The sequence below is a fragment of the Superficieibacter sp. HKU1 genome, from assembly GCF_029319185.1.
Taxonomy (GTDB): Bacteria; Pseudomonadota; Gammaproteobacteria; order Enterobacterales; family Enterobacteriaceae; genus Superficieibacter.
This window is the reverse complement of the sequence record NZ_CP119754.1, coordinates 3110161-3135093: the sequence shown is the minus strand read 5'-3', so window position 1 is coordinate 3135093 and position 24933 is coordinate 3110161. Positions and strand designations below refer to the sequence as shown.

Below are 24933 nucleotides of genomic sequence, written 5' to 3'. Positions count from 1 at the left end.
AGCTTTGTTCATGTTATGAGAAAGTATAGGCGGTTGCAGCCAGGCGGGTTTTCATCAAGGCGGGAAATCGTAAAATCCCTTACTATCGGCTAATCAATGTAAAGGAGATAACCGCGATGAAACTGATGTTTGCCTCGGATATTCATGGCTCGTTACCGGCGACGGAGCGCGTACTGGCGCTTTTCGCGCAGAGTGACGCGCGCTGGCTGGTCATTCTGGGAGATGTCCTTAATCATGGCCCGCGCAACGCGCTACCGGAAGGGTACGCGCCCGCTGAGGTGGCGAAGCGGCTTAATGAACAGGCGGAACGCATCATTGCCGTGCGCGGTAACTGCGACAGCGAAGTTGACCAGATGCTGCTGACGTTTCCGATAATGGCCCCGTGGCAGCAGGTGTTAATCGCCGACCAGCGGCTTTTTCTGACTCACGGGCATCTGTTTGGGGCAGACAATCCGCCGCCGTTATCACCAGGAGATATCCTGATTTACGGCCATACGCATCTGCCAGTGGCGGAAAAACGTGACGCCATCTACCATTTTAATCCGGGCTCGGTGAGTATTCCCAAAGGCGGCAATGACGCCAGTTATGGCATGCTTGAGAACAATGTTTTGCGCGTTATCGCACTCAATGATCAACGGGTTATTGCAGAAATAGCGATTAATCCGTAACTTACCCGTCAACCATAAACGCGCCTTTAGAGCGCTTGTAAGAGAAGGTTTTCTGATGGTGGAGCAGACGCATTTGGCAGGTATGGAGTGGGTGGACATTGTCAACGAGGACAATGAAGTCGTGGCTCAGGCAACTCGCTCGCAAATGCGCGCGCAGTGCCTGCGTCATCGTGCAACCTATATTGTCGTTCACGATGGAATGGGCAAAATCCTGGTGCAGCGCCGTACCGACAACAAAGATTTTATGCCCGGTATGCTGGATGCCACCGCCGGTGGCGTTGTGCAGGCTGATGAAGGCATGCTGGAATCCGCGCGTCGGGAAGCAGAAGAAGAGTTGGGCATTGCCGGCGTGCCGTTTGCCGAGCATGGTCAGTTCTACTTTGAAGACAAACACTGTCGCGTCTGGGGTGGACTCTTCAGCTGTGTCTCACACGGTCCTTTCGCATTACAGGAAGAGGAAGTCAGCGAAGTGAGCTGGATGGAGCCCGCTGAAATTACCGCCCGCTGTGATGAATTCACTGCGGATTCATTAAAAGCGCTGGCCCTGTGGATGACACGCAACGCTAATAATGAGGCATCGAAGCTGGAAGTCGCGGAGTAAGTTAACAGCTCTCACGCAGGCAAAGCTTCGAGGCAATCGGCGCTTTGCTTTTCCACGTTTCATCATTCAGGCGCGCCAGCAGTGCGCGTCCTGCTTCAATTCCAATCTGGCGGTGCGGCACGGAGATCGTCGTCAACGGCGGCTGGCAGACCCGGCTTACGTCGCTATCGCCAAAGCCAACAATCGCCAGATCGTCCGGCACTTTTATTCGCCTGCGCTGGCATTCGTACAGCGCGCCGCAGGCCAGCTCGTCCGACACGCATACCAGCGCATCCAGCTCCGGCCAGGCAAGAATAAACTCCGGTAACTGGGCCGCACCGGTTGAGAACGTCGGCGCGGCCGCCGCATTAATTACCCGGTTCGGCGACATATGGTGGCGCAGCATCGCTTTGTACCAGCCCTGAAGATGCTGCTGAAAAATCCACTGCTCCTGATTAGCGCACAGCAGACCGATGTTCTGATAGCCGCGTTCAATCAGCGTCTGCGTAAGTTCAAACATCGCCGCCACGTTATCAATGCCAATGTTCATATCGATTGGGGAGGCGCTTACCGCGCCGATTTCCATCACCGGGATAGTGGCGTTTTTTAACCATTGTCGCACGGTCTCGCTGTGCTCAACGCTTAACAGAATGGCTGCGGCAAGATTGGAAGCCAGCAGTGTCTCCAGCAGTTTTTCTTCCTGCTCCAGACGGTGCTGAGACTCCGCGAGCATAATCTGATATCCGGCGGGCTGTAGAACCTGCTGTAAGCCAGCAAACATTTCAGAACAGCCGGACTCCGCCAGATTCGGCACTACCATCGCGATAGTCCACGACGAGGCCGAGGCCAGGGCGCTGGCGGCCAGGTTTGGCATATAGCCAAGCTCATGAACCGCCGCCTCAATCTTCTCACGTAGTTTGTCTGAAACCTGCTCCGGTGTGCGGATCGCCCGCGATACAGTCATTGTCCCTACGCCTGCAAGCTGGGCAACGTCTGCCAGCGTGACCTTACCGGTATTTCGCCGTTTTCGGGTGATAGCCATTCTGTTTCCTGCGTAACCTCAATGAACTTATACGCTTTTTCGTTTTTTTGCGCGCGTCTGAGATCGTTAGTATACGCCTGATAACCTCATCTTTGATGCGATTTCAGGCAATGATTGTAATTTGATAGCGCTATCACACTTTTGATAACGGCTTTTTGATAGCGCTATCTTTGTGACTGTTGTCACAGCTAATGGTGATTTCCTCGCATACAGTTTGTTCACCTTTTCAGCAAGTGAGGAAAGCGTAATGCTCGAAAAATGGCTTACGGATAGCACCATACAAACGCATGAGCGCGTTGACCACTGGACGCAGGCGCTGGAAATCTGTGCGCAGCCGCTGCTTGAGGCGAAGGTGATCACGCCCGACTACGTCACGGCGATCGTTCAGCAGCACCAAACGCTCGGTCCTTACTTTGTGTTAGCGCCCGGGCTTGCCATGCCGCATGCTCGCCCCGAAGAGGGGGCTCGGGGCATGGGGTTATCCTTACTGAAATTACACCAGGGGATTTCATTTTCCGCCGGAGAATTTGATCCGGTCGATCTGATTATTATGCTGGCAGCGCCGGATAAGCATAGCCATATTGACATGATCGCCGCGCTGGCAGAATTATTTTCCAGCGAGTCTGAAATGGAAAAATTACACAAAGCAAATCATCCAGAGGAGATAAAAGCCATTATTTACGCATTCTAATTTCGCGTCATAACATCACAATCAGATTGTCGACAACGCAGGTGGCTGCCCCGTATTTCACGGGCGGTTTGTTATCAGCCTCAATAACACCATTATGTTGCCAGACATGATGCGCATGTACTCTACTCAAAATAAGGTGAAATAATGAAAATCATGGCGATTTGCGGTTCCGGACTTGGTAGTAGTTTTATGGTCGAGATGAATATCAAAAAAGTGCTCAAAAAGCTGAATATCGACGCAGAGGTTGAACACTCGGATTTATCTTCAGCGACGCCCGGCGCGGCAGACTTGTTTGTCATGGCTAAAGACATAGCCGATAGCGCCAGCGTACCCGCCAGTCAGCTCGTGGTCATTAATAACATTATTGACATCAATGAACTGGAAGCGAAGCTCAGCGCTTACTTCGACCAACGGTAACTCACCCTAAAGCGAGGTGGATATGTTTATCCTTGAAACGCTAAATTTTGTCGTTGATATATTGAAAGTACCCTCGGTGCTGGTAGGGCTAATTGCATTAATTGGTCTGGTAGCGCAGAAAAAATCGTTTTCGGATGTTGTAAAAGGTACGGTTAAAACTATTCTCGGCTTTATTGTGCTGGGGGGCGGTGCAACCGTATTAGTCGGTTCACTTAATCCATTAGGAGGAATGTTTGAACATGCATTCACTATTCAGGGGATTATCCCAAATAACGAAGCGATAGTCTCTATTGCGCTGGAGAAATACGGTGCCTCTACTGCGCTTATTATGGCGTTTGGGATGGTGGCGAATATTATTGTCGCGTGGTTTACGCGCCTCAAATACATTTTTTTAACCGGCCATCATACCTTTTATATGGCCTGTATGATTGGCGTGATCCTGACGGTTGCCGGGTTTGAGGGTATCGGTCTGGTATTCACCGGTTCGTTGATCCTAGGGCTGGTCATGGCCTTCTTCCCCGCGCTGGCACAGCGTTATATGAAACGTATCACCGGCAATGATGATATTGCTTTCGGTCATTTTGGCACCCTGGGCTATGTGCTTTCAGGCTGGATTGGCAGCATTTGCGGTAAAAACTCCCGTTCTACGGAAGAGATGAACCTGCCGAAAAACCTCAGTTTTCTGCGCGACAGTTCAATCTCAATTTCGCTGACCATGATGATCATCTATTTGATTATGGCGGTCTGTGCCGGGCGAGAATATGTAGAAAGCCAGTTTAGCGGCGGACAAAACTATCTGGTCTACGCCATCATCATGGCGATCACCTTCGCAGCGGGCGTCTTTATTATTCTTCAGGGCGTGCGTCTCATTCTTGCGGAAATCGTACCGGCCTTCACCGGCTTTTCGGAAAAGCTGGTGCCGAATGCCCGCCCGGCGCTGGATTGCCCGGTGGTCTACCCGTATGCGCCGAATGCGGTATTAATCGGTTTTTTGTTCAGCTTTCTGGGCGGGCTGGTGGGATTGTTTCTTCTCGGCCAGATGAAACTGGTGCTGATCCTGCCAGGCGTAGTCCCTCACTTTTTCACCGGCGCAACGGCAGGCGTTTTTGGTAACGCTACCGGAGGGAGACGCGGCGCGATGCTGGGCGCATTTGCTAACGGCCTGCTGATTACCTTCCTGCCCGTGCTACTGCTGCCCGTGCTGGGCGCCCTGGGCTTTGCCAATACCACCTTTTCCGACGCCGACTTTGGCGTAATAGGGATTGTGCTGGGCAACCTGGCGCGCTATCTGCCGCCGCTGGCGATTACGGGTGTCGTCGTGGCGCTATTCGCCGTGCTGGTTATCTATAACATTCTGGCGAAAAACCGTTCCGCCGGTAATCCAGGGCACACCAATACCGGAGAAAAGTTATGAGTAACATCAAAGAGCTGACACAACTGGCGCGCGATATCCGCCTCGCTACGCTGAAATCGTTGACGACGCTGGGATTTGGCCATTACGGCGGCAGCATGTCGGTCGTCGAAACGCTGGCGGTTCTGTACGGCGACGTCATGAATATCGATCCGGCGGATCCGGACTGGCCGCAACGTGACTATTTTGTTTTGTCGAAAGGGCATGCCGGGCCAGCGCTATATAGCACGCTGGCAATCAAAGGCTATTTTCCGGTTGATGAACTACAGACGCTTAATCAAAACGGCACCCGGTTGCCGAGCCACCCTGACCGTCTGAAAACCCGCGGCGTGGATGCCACCACCGGCTCACTGGGGCAGGGCATTTCCATCGCTGGCGGGATGGCGCTGTCGCATAAGCTTGCCGGGCGCGATAACCGCGTATTTTGCATCGTGGGGGATGGCGAGCTGAACGAAGGACAATGCTGGGAGGCGTTTCAGTTTATTTCGCACCACTGTCTGAATAATCTGACCATTTTCATCGACTGGAATAAGCAGCAGCTCGATGGCGAGCTGGATGAAATCATCTGTGCCTTCGATCTTGAAGAGAAGTTCCGCGCCTTCGGCTATGACGTCTGCAAGGTAAAAGGCGACGATATTGCCGGTCTGCTGGAGGTAGTAAAACCGCGCCCGCAGGCAACAGACCGCCCGCGCGTGGTGATCCTTGACAGTATTAAAGGGCAGGGGGTGCCGTATCTGGAACAGTTAGGCAATTCCCATCATCTGCGCCTGACGGACGAAATGACCCAGGAAATTACCCGCACCATTGCACAACTGGAGGCCGCGCATGATTAAGGTTGCACCCATCGGGGAAAAAGACAGTATTGAAATGCGCAAGGTCTATGCAGGCTTTGTCAGCGAGCAGATTGAGGCGGGTAGCGAGATCATCGCCCTTGAAGCGGATTTGATGAGTTCCATGGCGATGGACGGCGTGCATAAAAAATACCCGCAGCAGGTGATTAATTGCGGGATCATGGAAGCGAATGTGATTGGCACGGCTGCCGGACTGGCGCTGACCGGACGCAAACCTTTTGTGCATACTTTCACCGCGTTTGCCAGCCGCCGCTGTTTCGACCAGCTCTTTATGTCGCTCGATTATCAGCGCAATAACGTCAAAGTTATCGCCTCTGACTCTGGGGTGACCGCCTGCCATAACGGCGGTACGCATATGTCGTTCGAAGACATGGGCATTGTGCGCGGGCTGGCAAACTCCATCGTACTGGAAGTAACCGACGCGGTGATGTTTGACAACATCCTTCATCAGCTTATGGCGCTCGATGGTTTTTACTGGGTACGCACCATTCGCAAGCAGGCCGCGAAAATTTACGCCGAGGGATCGGTCTTTACGATTGGCAAAGGCAACGTGCTGCGTGAAGGCAAAGACATTACGCTCATTGCCAACGGCATTATGGTTACCGAAGCGCTGAAGGCTGCGCAGATACTGGAGGTGGAAGGCGTGAGCGCTGCGGTGATTGATATGTTCACCCTCAAACCGATTGACCGCATGCTGGTGAAAAATTACGCCGAGAAAACCGGTCGCATCGTGACCTGTGAGAATCACAGTATTCATAATGGCCTCGGCTCAGCGGTGGCAGAAGTGCTGGTGGAAAACAGTCCGGTTCCGATGCGTCGCGTCGGCGTTAAGGAGCGCTACGGACAGGTGGGAACGCAGGACTTTTTACAGCAGGAATATGAACTTACGGCAGAGCACATCGTGAAGGCGGCAAGAGAACTCCTGTAATATCAGCATCGCCGGGCAGGCCGCCCGGCGATGCTTTTCCGTCAATGATATCCCATCAACTGCGCGCCAGTTACCACCACGCTGGACATAATAAACAGCAGCCCCAGCAGCGTCGCGCCCACCTTCAGCCAGTGGCGGAAATCGACCCGGCAAACGCCCAGCGTTGCCATCAGCGAGGCGGACGTCGGATAGATAATATGGCTAAAGCCGTCGCCAAACTGGAATGCCAGTACCGTTACCTGACGATTAACCCCCACCAGATCGCCAAGCGGTGCCAGTAGCGGCATGGTCAACGCCGCCTGCCCCGAGCCTGAGGTCACGAAGAAGTTAAACACCGCCTGGAACAGCAGCATAAACCAGGCGGCCACGGCATTGTTCAGGCCACTGATGCCCTGCGCGATAGCGTGAAGCAGGGTATTGAGCACGCTGGCATCGCCCGCTTCGCCATTACCGATGAGCAGCAAAATGCCTTTAGCGAAGCCCACCAGCAGTGCCGGGGCAATCATCATCCTCGCGCCTTCCGTAAATGAAGATGCCATGATATTCACCGTCATACCATTCAGGCGGAAAGCCACGCCAATAATGCCGATAACGACGCCCATAGTGAAAAACTGGCTGGCAATTTCAGGGATAAACCAGGCGTTAACCACGACGCCCCAGATCACCCACACGATGACTGCCGTCAGTACCAGCAGCACCAGCCAGTCGCCGAACGTGAAGGAACGCTGGACGATATCCTCCTGCTTTTCGCGAAAGTAGCGGTCAGATCCATGCACTCTCGACAGGTGCGGATTTTTCTTCACGCGTGCCGCATAGCCCAGTGTAAATACCAGTCCGATAAGGGTCGAAATAACCCAGACGACAATGCGCAGTCCGGAGCCGGAAAGCACAGGTATACCGGCAATACCCTGCGCGACCACCACGCAAAACGGGTTCATCCACGAACTGGCAAAGCCAATCTGGGTTGCAATATAGGTGACCAGTACCGTGGTAATGCTGTCGTACCCCAGCCGCACCATCAGCGGGGCGATAATAATGGCGAACGCCACCGCCTCTTCGCCCATGCCAAACACCGCGCCGCCGAGGGAAAACAAAATAAACAGCACCGGAATGAATAACACTTCATTGCCGTGCGTATGGCGGATCAGCGCCATGATGCCGTTATCAATGGTGCCAGTACGCATAACGATGCCAAACGCACCGCCAATCACCAGCATAAACATGATAATGCCGACGGCGGTGCCGAATTTAGAGCCGGAGGTTAAGCCTTCAAAAGGAAAATTCATCAGACCGGGGCGTTCTTCGCCAGTGGTAAAAAGCTGAACGCGGTGATACTGCGCGTCTCCCGCTTCATTGGTCAGGATGCGAAATGAGTGAGGATCAACAACGTGGCGGGTTTTGGTTTGTCCATCAACCTGATACTGCACCTCCTGACTATCAAACAGGCCGACCGGGATAACCCAGGTCGCCAGACTGGTCAGGATAGCGACAAAGAAGATGATGACCAGCGTGTCGGGCATCGCCCATTTTCTGACCGGTTGAGCATTCTGTATAGCAGACATAGCAAACTATCCCTGTTGCAAGGCGAAAGCATAAGTATGCGAATAGTGGAATAATTATTCCATATGGCGTTAAGGGACGGGGCAAAATTCGGAATTTATAAAGGCCACTGCTTTTTTTAGCAGTTGCGGTGACGCCGGTGAGGCGTATTTTAAAAGGTTATGCTGAAAATTGTGCATAACGACGAAAAGGAATCACCGCATGCAGTCTGCGATTCAGCTAACCCCTGAACAAACGTTTGATTTTCTCCTTAACGTTGCCATCACCCGTCCTGTGTTTCTGTGGGGCGCGCCGGGGATTGGTAAAAGTGCGCTGGTAAGGCGTTTCGCCGATGAAGTGGGGATGGAGTGCGTTTCCCTGCTCGGAAGCCAGCTGGCGCCGGAAGATCTTCTCGGTATCCCGCAAATTGACGGCCAGTGTTCGCGTTTTTATCCGCCCGCGAATATCGTGCGCCAAAAACCCTTTGTACTGTTTCTGGATGAGCTCAACGCTTCTTCACATGAAATCCAGAAAGCGTTCTATTCCCTGATCCTGGAACAGCGTATCGGTGAATATCGCCTGCCGGAAGGCACGGTGGTCATCGGTGCCGGGAACCGGGCAAAAGATGCCGCGATTGTTAAACCGATGCCATCGGCGCTGATTAACCGTATGGTACACGTTCACTTACGTGCCGATCATCGCCAGTGGCTGCGTTGGGCGATTAATGACGCCGGGCTTCATCCGTGGGTGGTGGAATACATCCAGCTGCGCCCGGATCAGCTCTGGAATGAACCGCCAAAACACGAGGAGCCTTTTTCCACGCCGCGCAGCTGGCATATGCTGTCGGATGCGCTGTTCTCCTTCGGTGAAGATATCCCGGTCGAAATGCTCGAGGCGCTGATTTACGGGCTGCTCTCTCCGGCACATGCAGGCAGCTTCAAAGGTTTTGTTAAGCAAATCCGCCAGAAGCATACGGTCACGGCGATTTTAAAAGGTGACGCGGTGTGGCCGGACGATCCTGCCGATCGCGACGTGCTCTATTTTCTGGCCCAGTCATTCCGCTCTTATCTGTATAAAGAGTTGCCGGTTGACGATCAATCCCTGCGCAGCGAGCACAAACGGCTGGCGGTGCAGGCGAAAGATTGCCTGAAAACCCTGGCGCGCATTAGCGTGGAGATTGCCCAGTCGGTGATGAGCGAGGATGAAAATGGTAAAAAATTACCTGCCTGGTTTTTGATTGAGGTGGCGCGCGATTTGCCTCGTCTGGCGGCACGGGCAAAATCGTCATGAGTAAAGCGGTGCGCAATCCGGCGCTTGAGGCGTGCAAAGCGGGCATTGCTATCGTGGCGAAACATCCGCTGTTTGCGCCGATGTGGTCGCGGGTGTACGAGCGTTTTGACCATGACCGTACCTGCGTCTCTTCGAAAGGCTGGTTAAGTATCGGCAACGACGGCTATTTATGGCTCAATGCAAAGCGGCATGCCACGCCTGAGCAGTGGGCGCGGATGATCGCCCAGGCGCTGTCGGCGCTCGGCTTTGGTCTGATCCGCGACCCTGCGCCAGCGCCCGCGCTGCAATGGGAGCTGGCAGTGCTGATCGCCATGATGCGCTTTTGCGACGAGCTGAAAATCGGCCCGTTGCCGGAAGAGTTACAGTCTTTTCCCTTTCCGCAGGGAAACCACGCGGATGCCGACGCGCTTTTTCGCCAGATGCGCGAAGAGGGCATCGCGGATGAGCTGTATCAGTGGCATATGCGCTACTGCGGCGGTGAACAAAGCTGCTTTCATTTTTCCACGCCGAAGAAATACTATTCTTCGCCTCCCGACTGGAAAATGCTGCTGGCTGACGGACTAAGCAATAGCGTGAGTCTGGCGCTGGAGCAGGCGGGGGGCTATCAACCTTCCGATCGCAGCCAGTACAAAATGAGCGCGGCGCAGAAAGCGCGTCAGCACATTATGACGCTTTATCCGCTGTTGGGTGCGCTGGCCGCCAGTTTTGATATCGAAGAGGACGGCCAGCTTTGCAGCCAGTACGACATTGCCGTGGCGGCGATTGACGTCAGCATCGGCAAGATCTGGATTAACCCTCACGCCCGCCTGCAGCATGATGAACTGGTGTTCGTCTTCGCGCATGAACTGTTGCATGCGGGGCTGAACCACGCCTCGCGCCGTCGCGGACGCGATGCTGAACTGTGGAACGTCGCCTGCGATTTTATTATCAACGACTGGCTGATCCAGATGCAGGTCGGCACGCCACCAGAACTGGGGCTGCTTTACGATCCCCAGTTCAGCATGATGTCGGCGGAAGAGATCTACGATGCGCTGGCGCAGAATATGCGTCAGTCGCGCAAGTTAATCACCCTGCGCGGGCGTGCCGGGGGCGACATCCTGACGGAAGAAAATGAAAGCCGGTTTACCGATGCCGAAGCCTGGTGTCGGCGGGCGCTGTATCAGGGGCTGGACCGCTGTCTTTATGCCCCGACGCGCGGAACGCTGCCGGCGGGCCTTATCGAAGAGATCCGCAGTCTGGCCCAGCCGCCGGTGCCGTGGGATGTGGCGCTGGCAGAGTGGTTTGACGAGCATTTTCCACCGCCGGAACAGCGGCGCAGCTACGCCCGGCCCTCGCGTCGCCAGAGCGCCACGCCCGCCATTCCACGTCCGGCAATAATGAAACCCTCAGAAGAGGAGCGCCGTTCGCGGGTGTTTGGCGTCGTGCTCGACACCTCAGGTTCAATGGATCCGCAGCTGCTGGGCAAAGCGCTGGGCGCGATTGCCAGCTATTCTCTGGCGCGGGAGGTTTTTGCGGTACGTTTTATTTGCTGTGATGCCAGAGCGTACGATCGCGGCTGGGTGCCGCCAGAGCAGCTTTTACATCATTTCGCCCTTCAGGGGCGCGGCGGTACCGTGCTACAGCCGGGAATAGACATGCTCAGCGCGCTGGCGATGAAAGGCGATTTTCCCAAAGGCGGGCCGGTGCTGGTGATCACCGACGGCTATTGTGAAGATCGGATAAGCGTGGCAATGGAACATGCGTGGCTGTTACCGCAGGGGAGGCGCTTGCCTTTTGTGCCGCGCGGGAAAGTGTTTCAGTTGAGCTAACGCGTGCTCCACTGCGTCAAAAGGGCATACAGCTTCGCAGGCTCCAGCGGCTTGCGCAGCACCAGATAGCCTTCCTCCTCGGCCTCCTGCAACGTTGGCGAATTGAATTCGCCGCTGACCATCGCGCCGCTCACCTCCGGCAGACGTTCGAACAGCGCTTTAAGAACATCAAAGCCACTCTCACCGGATCGCAGGCGCTGATCGCACAGCACGGCAAACGGCCTGAAACCCTCATCAATGATGGCGAAAGCCTCCCCCGCAGAGGCCGCACAGCGCACCGTGATCCCCCAGGTACTCATCAAACTTTCCCACGCCGAGGTGACCAGCGGATCGTCATCCACCACCAGGCAGGAACCGCGCAGCGGCGCATAGCGCGCGGGTGCAATCGTATTTTCCCCGGCAGGCAGGCTTTCAGGCATATTTTCGTCCCCGACGTACTGGGTAAAACGCATCCAGAACCGCGAGCCTTTCCCTTCAACAGAATGCATACCGTACCTGACCTTCATCAGCTTGGCGCAGCGTGCGACGACGGCCAGCCCCAGGCCGTGACCGGCACTGTCGATTTTCCATGCCAGTTCGGGGCGATAGTAAGGGGAGAAAATCTTGCCTTTCTCTTCATCGGCGATACCTACGCCGGTATCCCAGACTTCTGTCAGGCACTCCGCTCCGCGCGGACGAATGGCGACCAGCACGCCACCTTGTTGTGTATAGCGCAGCGCATTTTGTATCAGGTTAATCAGCGATTGCCGCATGAGTAGCGGATCGCCCATCACGATAATGCGTCGTTTGGGTCGCCAGATGCGCAGGGTCAACGAACGGCTATTGGCCTCTTCACGAAACAAGGCTATCACTGAATTGAGCAGGGCACCGATATCCACCCGCGTGGTGGCAATACTGACGTTGCCGGATTCTATTTTGCTGAGATCGAGCAGCGAATTGAACATCAGGTGTACTGAACGCACGCTTTGTTGCAGATCCAACAGTTGTGGCGTGAGGGTGTCATCCTGATTTTTGTGAATAATCGCTTCAATAAGAAATCCCATCGCATGCACCGGCTGGCGCAGATCGTGGCTGGCAGTGGTCAGAAACTGGTTTTTATCCAGCAACGCCTGTTCCGCCTCTTCTTTGGCCTGACGAAACTGTTCCGCCAGGCGGGAGCTTTGTTCTTCAAGCCGCGCCTGCTGGATGAAAAATGCATGCGACGTTAAGGCGTGACGGTAAATGGCAAAACCATACAGCAGGTTCAGCATCAACACGATGACCATAGCGTCGTTAAGCCGCCAGAGCATGCCAAAAATTAATACTCCCCAGGAGGCGAAGAAAAAGCGGGTGAAGGTGCTGATCACCGGGGTCAAATGGGTTGCATTAGCGGCGACAATGGCGGCAATGCTGATATTAAGTAGCAGGAAAAAATCGAAATTACGCGTTTGCGGCATAATGGCATAGAGCGACGAGATACCTAGCCCATGGATGAACGCGATATTATTAACCCGCGGTAGCCAGCGGCGTAATACGGCATCTGCCTCATGTTCCTGGCTATCACGCAGATAATGGCGATGCCATATTCTGATGGCGACGGCGCAGAACAGGTAAAAGATTATCCAGGCAATCGTCGGACCCAGTTCATCGTCCAGTAAATAAAGCCAGATCGCGAAGGGAATACCAACAAAAGGCACGGCGGAAAAACTGAAAACCAGGCGCAGAAACGTGTTGTCGAGCATGCTGATCTGCGCACGAGAAGAAATGCCATCTTTTTGTAAATCCTGAGAAAAAATCATTGCGATGACCCACGCTTGCTGTGGAGCAGAGTGATGGCCTCAACCCGGCTATTGACGCCAATTTTTTTCAGGATATTGCTAATATGCTCTTTTACGGTAGGCTCAGAAATTGAGAGTTGTGACGCGATCCTTTTATTTGGTAAGCCGCGCATCATCATATTGATAACGTCTATCTGGCGCGGCGTTAAGTTAAATTTCCGCAGCAAATCATTATCGCTTACTACCGCTGCTGGATCATCTACCGGAAACCATTCTTTATTTTCTTTCAGTGCCATTACCGCCCGCGCGAATTTTTCTGGCGACTCGTTTTTCAGCACGAAACCATGCCCGCCAGCATGTCGTACTTTTAAACATAGTTCGTTATTTTCATCACCACTGACAACCAGCAGACGTACCTTAGGATAGCGTTCTTTTATTTCTTTAAGTAATTTCAAAGCGGTGCCGGAAGAGAGCCAAAAGTCAATAACCAATAAACGTGGGGGGCCGTAGTCCAAAATATGACGGTAGCAATTATCCTCGGAGGTTACCACGCACGCCTTTTTAAATTGACAATGCGTATTGAGGAAATTGGCAATACCGCTGGCGACTAACGGATGGTCATCGACGACCAACGCATAATCCTGGTGCAAAGGTCTCTCCTTTTCACTGTGGGTCTCAGAAAAAACTGACGAATTTTATTAATGAACCTTCCCTACTTTAGGAGGGTTTTTTTGTTTAGGAAAGCAAAATATATTATCTCAGGATGTTGGTATAAGAAAATATAAAGCCATTCAGCGTTTGCAACTGTCTGGAGAAAAAGGATAATTTATGAAAAAAGTACTCATCGCTTTAACCACTACGATGATGATAGCGGGTTGTTCCACAATGAAAACCGATCAGGCAGTTCCGTTGCTGCAAGCGGAAACAGCAAAAATGCTGGGCCTTGGTTCATCCGATGAAATTACCGTAACGAATGTGAATGGCGCGCAGCCTGATGCGCTGGGCGGGCAAAAACTTTCTTATCGGGCGACGACCGAAAAAGGGCGAATTTTTGATTGTTCATCACTGATGATGCCGGGCATTTTAGGTTCTGCGCCAACATTAAGTGCGCCAACCTGCGTGCCAATAGTTACCCATAAATAATCTGTTACGGGAACAATGTTACTGTTCCCGGCCACTGCCTGGCGACGCGAGAGAAAACAATAAGCTCTCGCTGCGCTGACAAGTAAACCTGCAAGCCTGCTTTCGCGAAATAACGGGTTAAACATCGTGGTGAACTGGATTTTTTATAACAGCGACCTTCGCGATATCACGCTAATAAAAAACGGAGAAAGCCCGTGAGTGAAAATCTGTCGCATCCGCTAGCGGTTAAAACACCGCTTTCAAAACTTTACCTCGCGTTATTCTCGGCACCCCTACTATTTTTGGCACCTGTCGACAGTGCACGCGCTGATGATGTTATTTTTGACGGCGAATCGACCGTTACCGAGTCGCTGGGCTATACCGGAAATATGTATGCAGGACGTAATCAAAGCGCCAATCTGCTTATCGATAATGGCAAGATTACCGCCTATAACATTAATATTGGCAGGGTATCTAACGGCCAGGTTTATGACAGTCTGGTAACCGTCAGAGGACCCAATGCCGAATTAAATGCGGTCAACGATCAGTATGTTTTACGTGGTGACCTGAATCTCGGACTGGCCACGCTGCGGGTCGAAGATGGCGCACTGGCCAGCGCGAAAGAGATCGTCGTTGGCGCGAATCGGGGTTATGACAGCCACCTTATTGCGATGGGAGCAGGTTCCCGGGTTACCAGCAACTATCTCAGCGTAGGGACTGATTTAGGCGCGCGCTCCACCGTATTGATTGAAGAGGGTGCGGTAATGGAGACGGCAAATCAGGCGCGCATTGGTGATGGCTTCGAGCCCGATGAGGCTGACAAAGGCAATCCAAAAGTGACGGTGACGGGCAATAACTCCCGGTGGAATGTCACCAACGCGCTTACCCTTAACGGCGATCTGGACGTACTGAACGGCGGGGCGGTGAATGTCGGCAACGTCGAGGTTAACGGTGTATCAGGATCGAGTAAAACCGCCGAATTATATATTGCCGGTGAAGGTTCACGCTTTACCAGCGGCAGCAGCGTTGCGGTAGGGGATTACGGCAATGGCGTACTGTCGGTGGCCGATGGCGGGGTGTTCTCCGCCGGCAATAACGAACTGGTGCTGGGAACGTCCGGTTCAGGTTCGAACCGGGGTGCGCTGATCGTGGGTAGCCGGGGCAATATGGATACCGGCACTGGCCTGACTGAGCCAACGCTTGACGCAGCAGGCAGGGCAGGGGTTATTGACGCGCAAACCGCAATAAATCTGCGGGGCGGACTTTTCGGCAGCTATGTGTACTTTAACCATACTGAAGAAAATTATGAATTCAGCAACACGATGAGCGGCGAAGGCGACGTAATTAATACTGCCGGGCAGACGACGCTAACTGGCGATCTGACGCAACTGCAGGCTAACGTTACTGCCCGCGGTGGGAAAATTATCATCGCAGGCGACATCAATACCCGCGAAGAAGACAGTCCTTTCGATGTGCAAACCCTCAGCGCCGAGAACGGTGGTACGTTGATCCTCAACGGCACCGCTGGCGCGGATGTCAGCAACGGGCTGGGTTACAGCAGCGCCGCGTCCATCAAAGACGGTGGTACGCTGGGCGGTAACGGTACGCTGGGACAAACTGAGATTTTGGCTGGCGGTCATATTTCTCCGGGTGACGGCAATATCGGTACGCTGACGTTAAAGCGCTATCTTAACTTTATCGGTGAATCGTTCTACGACGTTGATATCGCAGGCGATGGTCGCAGCGATCAATTGCTGGTGGAGGGGAAAACCACCATTAGCGACCAGGCAAAGGTACAGGTAACCGCCCTGGATCCGCAGACCAGCTATCAGACCGGACAAAACTACCGCATCCTGACGTCAAATGGCGGTATTGACGGTCAGTTTGCCTCGGCGATTTCCAAATCCGCCTTCCTGGACGTGGCGCTTAACCAGAGCGCAAATGCGGTTGACTTAACTATCGCGCAGAAAGATACGGGCGGTGAAAATCCTGGCGGTGGTGACCCGGGCGGTGAGAATCCCGGCGGTGGCGATCCGGGCGGTGAAAATCCGGGTGGTGGTGACCCGGGCGGTGAGAATCCCGGCGGTGGTGACCCGGGCGGTGAAAGCCCCGGCGCTGGAAATCCGGGTGGCGAGAACCCAGGCGGCAGCAAGCCGGGCATTTTCCAGACGGTGGCGGAAACCAGCAACCAGTGGAATACCGCTGGCGCACTTTCCACGCTGACCCAGAGCGGTCCTTCGCTGGCGCTGTATAACTCGCTGCTGTTGTTAAGTGCACCAGAAGCGCGTGAGGCGTTTAACCAGCTCTCAGGCGAAGTCTATCCGTCCATGCAGTCAAACCTGATTGCGGGCAGTAACAAACTGTTCAATGTCCTGAATCAGCGTATGCTGCGCGTGTTCGATAATGACGCGCTGCCCGTACCGCCGATGGCGATGTCTCTGGTACAGCCGCTGCAGGATCAGAACAACGGCGTATGGGGCCAGACGTTTGGCTCATGGAGCAAAAACAGCGGCGACGGTAATACCGGTAAGCTGGATGGCAACACCGCTGGTTTCCTGATTGGGGCCGATCGCAAACTGGATGACAACAACGTGCGCATCGGCGGCTATTTTGGCTACAGCCGGGGTGATTATGACGTCGATAGCCGTCGTTCCAGCATCGACAGCGATAACTACCATCTCGGTCTGTACGCGGCAGGACAGCAGGAGGCGTTCTCCTTGCGCGGCGCAGTCGGTTATACCTGGCATAAAATCGACGGCGAACGGAATGTTGATTTCAGCGGCTTCTCGGATCGTCTGAAATCGGATTACGATGCGAACTCGCTGCTGGCGTTCACCGAAGCGGCTTACCGTTTTGGCCAGCCGGAACTCAACGTCGAGCCGTTCATCAATCTGAGCTATGTTCGCCTGCACACGGATAGTTTTGAGGAAAAAGGCGGTGCCGCCGCGCTGAGCGTGCGTAATGACACTATGGACACCTTCTTCTCCACGCTGGGCGTTCGCGGTATTACCGAACTGCCGCAGAATGTCAGCCTGTATGGCTCGCTCGGCTGGCAGCATGCTTATGGCGATAAAACGGCGTCATCGCGGATGGCGTTTACCGGCAGCGACACGTTTGTCACTCAGGGTAACGCGGTGGATGAGGATACGCTGGTGGGTGATGTTGGCGTAAGCGTCAGGCTGTCTCGTACTGCCAGTCTGGATCTCGGTTACCAGGGGCAATATGGCTCTGATACCCGCGATAATGCGGTTAACGCCAATGTCCGCTGGTCATTCTGATCCTGCGTAAGCTGTAAAAAAAAGCCGCAACGATAACCGTTGCGGCTTTTTTAATAAGCAGGATTACTGCTGCTGTGAAGACTGGATCGCGGTCAGAGCGATGGTGTAGACGATATCGTCAACCAGCGCGCCACGAGACAGGTCGTTCACCGGCTTGCGCATCCCTTGCAGCATCGGCCCGATGGAGATCAGGTCAGCAGAACGCTGTACCGCTTTATAGGTGGTGTTACCGGTGTTCAGATCCGGGAAGATGAACACGGTAGCGCGCCCGGCAACCGGGGAGTTCGGCGCTTTGGATTTCGCAACGTCTGCCATTACCGCGGCGTCGTACTGCAGCGGGCCGTCGATCATCAGGTCAGGACGTTTTTCCTGCGCCAGACGCGTTGCTTCGCGTACTTTCTCTACGTCGCTGCCTGCACCAGAGGTGCCGGTGGAGTAGGACAGCATCGCCACGCGCGGTTCGATTCCGAAGGCAATCGCGGAATCCGCAGACTGGATAGCGATTTCAGCCAGCTGCTCTGCAGTCGGATCCGGGTTGATTGCGCAGTCACCGTAAACATAAACCTGTTCCGGCAGCAGCATGAAGAACACGGAAGACACCAGTGAACTGCCCGGCGCGGTTTTAATCAGCTGCAGCGGCGGACGGATGGTGTTGGCAGTGGTATGCACCGCACCGGAAACCAGACCGTCAACTTCGTCCTGCTCCAGCATCAGGGTGCCGAGAACCACGTTGTCTTCCAGCTGTTCGCGGGCAACGGCTTCGGTCATGCCTTTGCTCTTACGCAGCTCAACCAGGCGAGCAACGTAGCTTTCACGTACCACGTCCGGATCGACGATTTCGATGCCAGCGCCCAGTTCCACGCCCTGAGCCGCGGCAACGCGGGTGATTTCATCCGGGTTACCCAGCAGTACGCAGGTCGCGATACCACGTTCGGCACAGATAGCCGCGGCTTTAACGGTACGCGGCTCGTCGCCTTCCGGCAGCACCACGCGTTTGCCCGCTTTGCGCGCCAGCTCAGTCAGCTGATAGCGGAATGCCGGCGGAGACAGGCGACGGCTGCGTTCTGACGTTGCGGTCAGAGACTCAATCCAGTCGGCGTTAATATAGCTGGCAACGTATTCCTGCACTTTCTCAATACGCTCATGGTCATCAACCGGCACTTCCAGGTTGAAGCTCTGCAGGCTCAGCGAGGTCTGCCAGGTGTTCGTGTTCACCATGAATACCGGCAGGCCGGTGGCGAATGCGCGTTCACACAGTTTGCTGACGCGCGGGTCCATTTCGTAGGCACCGGTCAGCAGAATGGCACCAATCTCAACGCCGTTCATGGCGGCCAGACAGGCGGCAACCAGCACGTCAGGACGGTCAGCGGAGGTCACCAGCAGTGAGCCCGGGCGGAAATGTTCCAGCATGTGCGGGATGCTGCGTGCACAGAAGGTCACGGATTTCACGCGGCGGGTATTGATGTCGCCTTCGTTAACGATGGTGGCATTCAGGTGACGCGCCATATCGATAGCACGCGTGGCAATCAAATCGAAACTCCACGGCACCGCGCCCAGCACCGGCAGCGAGCCGTGCAGCTGCGCCGGATCGATTTTCACGATCTGCGCTTTGGTGGAATCGTCAAAAATTTCGGACAGGTCAGGACGGGTACGGCCCTGATCGTCAACCGGCGCATTCAGCTTGTTGACGATAACGCCGGTGATGCTGGCATTTTTCGCGCCGCCGAAGCTGCTGCGGGTCAGCTCAATACGCTCTTTCAACTGTTCCGGGGTATCGGTACCCTGAGACATCACGAACACGATTTCGGCGTTCAGCGTTTTGGCGATTTCGTAGTTCAGCGACTGGGCAAACTGATGTTTGCGGGTCGGTACCAGACCTTCTACCAGCACAACTTCAGCGTCTTTGCTGCTTTCATGGTAGTTAGCGATGATCTCTTCCATCAGCACATCTTTCTGATTGCTGGAAAGCAGAGATTCAACGTGGCTCATTTTCAGCGGTTCAGCCGCTGGCAGGCCAGAGTTTGCACGCACAATAGTGGTGGTCTGGTCAGGAGCATCGCCACCGGCACGCGGTTGCGCGATAGGTTTGAACACGCTCAGGCGCACGCCTTTACGTTCCATAGCGCGGATCACGCCGAGGCTGACGCTGGTCAGGCCGACGCTGGTTCCGGTCGGGATCAGCATAATAATACGGGACACGGTTTATCCTCTTTCGTTACCACCCGGTGTGGGCGGGAGATAAAACAGCACCGCCAGCATTGGCTGGCGGTGAGGTGAATCAGGCAGTCAGACGGCTGGCGTCTTGCGCAATGACCAGTTCTTCATTAGTCGGGATCACCACCGCAGGGCGGGTGCCTTCCTTGTTGATGAAACCGGTGTTGCCGAAGCGGGCAGCCAGGTTGCGCTCGTGGTCAACTTCAAAGCCCAGTACGCCCAGACGGCCGAGGGACAGTTCACGTACCATCGCCGCGTTTTCACCGATACCCCCGGTGAAGACAACCGCATCCAGACGACCATCCATCAGCGCCGTGTAGGAACCGATGTACTTCGCCAGACGGTGGCAGTAAACGTCCATTGCACGTTTCGCGTCTTCTTTGGCCTGGTAGTTATCTTCAACATAGCGGCAGTCGCTGGTGACTTCGGTCAGACCCAGCAGGCCAGACTCTTTAGTCAGCATCTTGTTGATCTGTTCGATGCTCATACCCAGGGTATCGTGCAGATGGAAAATGATTGCCGGGTCGATATCACCAGAACGGGTGCCCATGACCAGACCTTCCAGCGGGGTCAGACCCATAGAGGTATCAACGCATTTACCGTTGCGGATAGCAGAAACAGAACCACCGTTGCCCAGGTGGCAGGTGATGATGTTCAGTTCTTCAACCGGTTTGTTCAGCAGTTTTGCTGCTTCCTGAGTCACGTAGAAGTGGCTGGTGCCGTGTGCACCGTAGCGACGAACGCCGTGTTCTTTATACAGGCTGTACGGCAGGGCGTAGAGGTAAGATTCTTCCGGCATAGTCTGATGGAACGCGGTATCGAATACGGCAACGTTCTTATCTTTCAGATTCGGGAAGGATTTCAGCGCTTCAGCGATACCGATCAGGTGCGCCGGGTTATGCAGCGGTGCAAAAGAGGCGGAATCTTTGATACCCTGAATCACCGACTCGTCGATCACTACGGAACGGGTGTATTTTTCACCGCCGTGAACGATACGGTGACCGATTGCGGTCAACTGAGCGGACAGTTCTGGTTTTTGTGCCAGAATAGTATTAACGATAAAGTTCAGCGCTTCACTGTGAGCGGCACCTGCACCTAAAGCCGCTTCTTGTTTACCGCCGTCCATTTTCCATTTAATACGTGCTTCCGGAAGATGGAAACACTCGGCTAAACCAGAAATGTACTCGTCACCGTTGACTGCATCAATGATTGCAAATTTCAGTGAGGAGCTACCGCAGTTCAGAACCAGTACTAACTTACTCGACATGGAAGTACCTATTTATGATACGTGGCTAAAAAAACGTCAGGAGTCTAAAGCGTAGCGCATGACGACACTGACATTTATGATTAACATCATGCTCAAATCGCTTTTCGGGCACGATGGAAGAAATTCATTTGAGTCTATGTCATTTTGCGTAATTTTCAGCCAACAGCTGGCTTTACGACAAGTTGACAAGCCAGAGAATGGGGACTAAGGCCATCTCAGCGGGCACAGGATACCTGATACCGGGCCCCCGTGACAAAATGTTTTGAACGATGCCGTACTCAGTTGTTGTTTTGCACAAATTTTTTAATTTTTATATGTGAAGTTGAGGTAGAGCCATGTCGACACCAGAAATCAGCCCGTCGGGATTCTTCAGCCATTTTCGTCGGGGTCAGCACTACGCAAAGACGTGGCCGATGGAAAAACGCCTCGCGCCGGTGTTTGTTGAAAATCGGGCGATCCGGGCGACACGTTTCGGTATTCGTATTATGCCTCCCATTGCTATCTTCACCCTTTGCTGGCAAATCGCGCTGGGTGGGCAACTTGGGCCTGCGGTCGCCACGGCCATTTTTGCCATCAGCCTGCCAATGCAGGGACTATGGTGGCTGGGTAAACGCTCAGTCACGCCGCTCCCTCCTTCTATTTTAAACTGGTTTTATGAAGTGCGTGGGAAACTTCAGGAATCCGGGCAGGCGCTTGCGCCAGTCGAAGGCAAACCGGATTACCAGGCATTAGCTGACACGCTTAAGCGCGCCTTCAAACAACTGGATAAAACTTTCCTGGATGATTTGTAATACCCTCCAATTACGCATATAAAAGAAGGCACATAAATAATGTGCCTCTTTTTTTAACGCCGAGAAGTGCTAAAGGAGTCAGAAATGGAAATGACCAACGCTCAACGCCTGATTTTGTCTAATCAGTACAAAATGATGACCATGCTCGACCCGGATAATGCCGAACGCTATCGTCGTCTGCAAACCATCATTGAGCGTGGCTACGGCTTGCAAATGCGCGAACTGGATCGTGAATTCGGCCAGCTCACTGAAGAAACCTGCCGCTCGATCATTGATATTATGGAGATGTACCACGCGCTGCGCGTCTCCTGGGACAATCTCAAAGATCAGGACACCATCGACGAGCGTCGCGTGACCTTTCTCGGCTTTGATGCGGCGACCGAAGCGCGCTACCTCAGCTACGTCCGTTTTATGGTCAATACCGAAGGCCGCTATACCCATTTCGACGCGGGAACTCACGGTTTCAATGCGCAAACTCCGATGTGGGAAAAATATCAGCGTATGCTGAGCGCCTGGCATAACTGCCCGCGGCAGTATCATTTGAGCAGCAACGAGATTAACCAAATCATCAACGCCTGAGGGAGAGTGCTGTGCTGTGCAAAGGATTTCTGTTTGATCTGGACGGGACGCTGGTCGATTCGCTTCCCGTGGTGGAAAGATCGTGGTGCCAGTGGGCAGATCGGTTTGGCATCAGCCATGATGAAATACTGAATTACATCCATGGTAAGCAGGCGATCACCTCCCTGCGTCACTTTCTGGCGGGACGACCGGAAGAAGAAATTCTTGCTGAATTTACCCTTCTTGAGCGCATTGAAGCCACCGACACTAACGGTATTGTGGCGTTACCGGGGGCGCTGGAGCTGCTGAAGACGCTTGAGCAACATCATATTCCATGGGCCATTGTGACTTCAGGCTCCGTTCCTGTCGCCCATGCGCGTCATAAAGCGGCGGGTTTACCGATGCCAGAGGTGTTTGTCACCGCCGAACGCGTGAAACGCGGCAAGCCGGAGCCGGATGCCTATCTGCTCGGCGCTGAGCTGCTGGGTCTGGCTCCCCAGGAGTGCATGGTGGTGGAAGATGCTGCCGCTGGCGTGCTTTCTGGTCTGGCCGCCGGGTGTCGCGTGATGGCGGTAAACGTTCCCCAGGATATGCCACGACTGAATGAAGTCGATTTTAATCTCAACACGCTTGCCAACGTTGTCGTGCAAAAACAACCCGATAGTACGGTCAGGGTAAGCATTAACGCCTGATCTCATGATATAGCCCCGCTTCTGCGGGGCTTTTTTATGGCACTATAAGAATTCCCCTGGGCTGACAAGGATATGTTGTGAACGGTGAATTAATCTGGGTTCTCTGTCTTCTGGCGGTGGCGATCATTCTGTTCGCCACGGGTAAAATTCGCATGGATGCGGTGGCGCTGCTGGTGATCGTGGCGTTTATTCTGAGCGGCACGTTAACGACGGAAGAAGCCTTTTCCGGCTTCAGCGATCCGAACGTTATCCTGATTGCGGCCCTGTTTATCATTGGCGACGGGCTGGTGCGTACCGGCGTGGCGACCAGTATGGGGGCGTGGCTAATCAAAGTCGCTGGCAACAGCGAAATCAAAATGCTGGTCTACCTGATGCTCACCGTCGCCTGCCTGGGGGCATTCATGAGCTCGACGGGCGTCGTCGCCATTTTTATTCCGGTGGTGCTCAGCGTCGCCACCCGGATGCAAACCTCCCCCTCACGGCTAATGATGCCGCTAAGTTTTGCCGGGCTGATTAGCGGCATGATGACGCTGGTGGCCACGCCGCCGAACATGGTGATCAACAGCGAATTGCTGCGTGCAGGCATGGACGGGTTTGGCTTTTTCAGCGTCACGCCAATTGGCGTGGTGGTGCTGGTGCTGGGCGTGATTTACATGCTGCTGATGCGCTTTATGCTGAACGGCGAAAAACAGGATCCCCTGCGCGAGAGCAGCAAACGCTCATCGTTTCGTGACTTAATCAAAGCTTATCATCTGACGGGACGGGCGCGGCGGCTGGCCATTCGTCCCGGTTCACCGATGGTCGGACAGCGGCTGGACGATCTTAAACTGCGTGAGCGATACGGTGCCAACGTGATTGGCGTGGAGCGCTGGCGACGTTTCCGGCGGGTAATTGTCAATGTTAACGGGGTTTCCGAGTTTCGTGCCCGTGATGTCCTGCTGATTGATATGTCGGCGGCGGACGTCGATTTACGCCAGTTCTGCGGCGAGCAAATGCTGGAACCGATGATTTTGCGCGGGGAGTATTTCTCCGAGCAGGCGCTGGATGTCGGCATGGCGGAAATTTCGCTGATCCCTGATTCTGAGCGGGTGGGTAAAACGGTGCGCGAGATGGCTTTTCGTACTCGCTATGGACTGAATATCGTCGGCCTGAAGCGCAACGGCGTTGCCATGGAAGGGGCGGTGGTCGATGAACCTTTGCAGGTTGGCGACATTATGCTGGTGGTGGGAAACTGGCGGCAGATAAGCCAGCTGGCACAAACCGGGCGCGACTTTGTGGTACATAACATGCCTGTAGAGGAGAGCGACGCGTCTCCTGCACACAGCCAGGCTCCGCACGCGGTATTTTGTTTAATGCTGATGGTAGCCCTGATGCTGACCGATGAAATCCCCAACCCGGTGGCAGCCATTATTGCCTGCCTGCTGATGGCGAAGTTTCGCTGTATTGATGCCGCCAGCGCCTACAGAGCGATTCACTGGCCGAGTGTGATCCTGATCATCGGCATGATGCCTTTTGCGCTGGCGCTGCAAAAAACGGGGGGTATCGATCTGGTGGTGAAAGGATTGATGGAACTTGGCGGCAGCAGGGGACCGTATTTTATGCTGATTTGCCTGTTTATCATGTGCGCGGTAATCGGCTTGTTTATTTCGAACACCGCCACCGCCGTACTAATGGCCCCCATCGCGCTGGCCGCGGCCAAATCGATGGGCGTTTCGCCATATCCTTTTGCCATGATGGTGGCGATGGCGGCTTCAGCCGCCTTTATGACCCCGGTTTCTTCGCCGGTCAATACGCTGGTGCTTGGGCCAGGGAAATACACTTTTAGCGATTTCGTTAAAATCGGCGTACCGTTTACCGTGCTGGTAATGGTGGTTTGCGTGCTGCTTATCCCGGTGCTGTTTCCGTTCTGACGGAGGGCGGCTGGGGCATTGTGCAGTTTTGCCGGGTGGCGGCTTCGCCTTACCCGGCCTTAAACTGACTTAATTTGCAGGCGTAAGTCCGGGTAATATACCGTAGGCCGGGTAAGCGC

21 protein-coding genes are annotated in these 24933 nt (G+C 54.2%); 15 read left to right on the top strand and 6 right to left on the bottom strand.

What is annotated here, in order from left to right; genetic code table 11:
• The first annotated feature begins 116 nt into the window (after positions 1-116).
• On the top strand, positions 117-668 hold the full coding sequence (gene yfcE / locus P0H77_RS14955; protein WP_276157626.1) for a phosphodiesterase: 552 nt from the start codon (positions 117-119) through the stop codon (positions 666-668).
• Between the two features lie 55 nt (positions 669-723).
• A complete protein-coding gene (yfcD, locus tag P0H77_RS14950) occupies positions 724-1269 on the top strand; it encodes an NUDIX hydrolase YfcD (protein ID WP_276157625.1) in 546 nt (181 codons plus the stop codon).
• Between the two features lies 1 nt (position 1270).
• Here the strand turns inward: yfcD and P0H77_RS14945 are convergent, their stop codons facing one another.
• Complete coding sequence (locus P0H77_RS14945; protein WP_276157624.1) at positions 1271-2290, bottom strand: LacI family DNA-binding transcriptional regulator; 1020 nt, start codon at positions 2288-2290, stop codon at positions 1271-1273.
• Between the two features lie 247 nt (positions 2291-2537).
• Here P0H77_RS14945 and P0H77_RS14940 point away from each other — a divergent pair, with 247 nt between their 5' ends.
• From P0H77_RS14940 to P0H77_RS14920, 5 genes are all read left to right on the top strand, one after another.
• Positions 2538-2981 carry a PTS sugar transporter subunit IIA gene (locus tag P0H77_RS14940; RefSeq protein WP_276157623.1) on the top strand — a complete coding sequence of 148 codons (444 nt, stop codon included), beginning with the start codon at positions 2538-2540 and terminating at the stop codon, positions 2979-2981.
• Between the two features lie 144 nt (positions 2982-3125).
• Positions 3126-3398 carry a PTS sugar transporter subunit IIB gene (locus tag P0H77_RS14935; protein ID WP_103674391.1) on the top strand — a complete coding sequence of 91 codons (273 nt, stop codon included), beginning with the start codon at positions 3126-3128 and terminating at the stop codon, positions 3396-3398.
• A 22-nt stretch (positions 3399-3420) separates the two neighbouring features.
• Positions 3421-4812, top strand: a complete 1392-nt coding sequence (locus P0H77_RS14930) for a PTS ascorbate transporter subunit IIC (RefSeq protein WP_276157622.1) — start codon at positions 3421-3423, stop codon at positions 4810-4812.
• On the top strand, positions 4809-5642 hold the full coding sequence (locus tag P0H77_RS14925) for a transketolase (protein WP_276157621.1): 834 nt from the start codon (positions 4809-4811) through the stop codon (positions 5640-5642). The genes P0H77_RS14930 and P0H77_RS14925 overlap by 4 nt, the downstream gene beginning before the upstream one ends.
• Positions 5635-6588, top strand: a complete 954-nt coding sequence (locus P0H77_RS14920; RefSeq protein WP_276157620.1) for a transketolase family protein — start codon at positions 5635-5637, stop codon at positions 6586-6588. Before P0H77_RS14925 ends, P0H77_RS14920 begins: the two co-directional genes overlap by 8 nt.
• 41 nt (positions 6589-6629) lie before the next feature.
• On the opposite strand, the gene yfcC is transcribed toward P0H77_RS14920, so the two are convergent.
• A complete protein-coding gene (yfcC, locus tag P0H77_RS14915) occupies positions 6630-8150 on the bottom strand; it encodes a putative basic amino acid antiporter YfcC (RefSeq protein ID WP_276157619.1) in 1521 nt (506 codons plus the stop codon).
• Positions 8151-8349: 199 nt separating this feature from the next.
• On the opposite strand from yfcC, the gene P0H77_RS14910 reads away from it, so the two are divergent.
• Together P0H77_RS14910 and P0H77_RS14905 are read left to right on the top strand one after the other, a co-directional pair.
• Positions 8350-9417 (top strand): MoxR family ATPase, encoded by a 1068-nt coding sequence (locus P0H77_RS14910; protein ID WP_276157618.1) that lies wholly within the window; start codon positions 8350-8352, stop codon positions 9415-9417.
• Positions 9414-11225, top strand: a complete 1812-nt coding sequence (locus P0H77_RS14905; protein WP_276157617.1) for a hypothetical protein — start codon at positions 9414-9416, stop codon at positions 11223-11225. Before P0H77_RS14910 ends, P0H77_RS14905 begins: the two co-directional genes overlap by 4 nt.
• On the opposite strand, the gene P0H77_RS14900 is transcribed toward P0H77_RS14905, so the two are convergent.
• Both P0H77_RS14900 and P0H77_RS14895 read right to left on the bottom strand, forming a co-directional pair.
• The gene (locus tag P0H77_RS14900; protein WP_276157616.1) at positions 11222-13003 is read right to left on the bottom strand and encodes a hybrid sensor histidine kinase/response regulator; all 1782 of its coding nucleotides are present in this window, start codon (positions 13001-13003) and stop codon (positions 11222-11224) included. The two genes, P0H77_RS14905 and P0H77_RS14900, sit on opposite strands and share 4 nt — an antisense overlap.
• The gene (locus P0H77_RS14895) at positions 13000-13632 is read right to left on the bottom strand and encodes a response regulator transcription factor (RefSeq protein ID WP_276157615.1); all 633 of its coding nucleotides are present in this window, start codon (positions 13630-13632) and stop codon (positions 13000-13002) included. Before P0H77_RS14895 ends, P0H77_RS14900 begins: the two co-directional genes overlap by 4 nt.
• 178 nt (positions 13633-13810) lie before the next feature.
• On the opposite strand from P0H77_RS14895, the gene P0H77_RS14890 reads away from it, so the two are divergent.
• Both P0H77_RS14890 and P0H77_RS14885 read left to right on the top strand, forming a co-directional pair.
• Positions 13811-14125, top strand: a complete 315-nt coding sequence (locus P0H77_RS14890; protein WP_276157614.1) for a hypothetical protein — start codon at positions 13811-13813, stop codon at positions 14123-14125.
• A gap of 194 nt (positions 14126-14319) precedes the next feature.
• Positions 14320-17382: an autotransporter domain-containing protein gene (locus tag P0H77_RS14885; RefSeq protein ID WP_276157613.1), complete on the top strand. Its 3063-nt coding sequence runs from the start codon at positions 14320-14322 to the stop codon at positions 17380-17382.
• A 63-nt stretch (positions 17383-17445) separates the two neighbouring features.
• Here P0H77_RS14885 and pta read toward each other — a convergent pair whose 3' ends face one another.
• Entirely contained in the window at positions 17446-19581 is a 2136-nt protein-coding gene (gene pta, locus P0H77_RS14880) for a phosphate acetyltransferase (protein ID WP_276157612.1), read from the bottom strand.
• A gap of 79 nt (positions 19582-19660) precedes the next feature.
• Complete coding sequence (ackA, locus tag P0H77_RS14875) at positions 19661-20863, bottom strand: acetate kinase (protein WP_276157611.1); 1203 nt, start codon at positions 20861-20863, stop codon at positions 19661-19663.
• 335 nt (positions 20864-21198) lie between these two features.
• Here ackA and yfbV point away from each other — a divergent pair, with 335 nt between their 5' ends.
• The 4 genes from yfbV to P0H77_RS14855 all read left to right on the top strand — a co-directional run bounded on the left by yfbV (position 21199) and on the right by P0H77_RS14855 (position 24814).
• Positions 21199-21654, top strand: coding sequence for a terminus macrodomain insulation protein YfbV (gene yfbV / locus P0H77_RS14870; protein ID WP_276157610.1), 456 nt, complete (start codon positions 21199-21201; stop codon positions 21652-21654).
• Between the two features lie 84 nt (positions 21655-21738).
• On the top strand, positions 21739-22233 hold the full coding sequence (locus P0H77_RS14865) for a YfbU family protein (RefSeq protein WP_276157609.1): 495 nt from the start codon (positions 21739-21741) through the stop codon (positions 22231-22233).
• 11 nt (positions 22234-22244) lie between these two features.
• On the top strand, positions 22245-22904 hold the full coding sequence (locus tag P0H77_RS14860; RefSeq protein ID WP_276157608.1) for a sugar phosphatase: 660 nt from the start codon (positions 22245-22247) through the stop codon (positions 22902-22904).
• Between the two features lie 77 nt (positions 22905-22981).
• Positions 22982-24814, top strand: coding sequence for an SLC13 family permease (locus tag P0H77_RS14855; RefSeq protein ID WP_276157607.1), 1833 nt, complete (start codon positions 22982-22984; stop codon positions 24812-24814).
• The last annotated feature ends 119 nt before the right edge of the window (positions 24815-24933 follow it).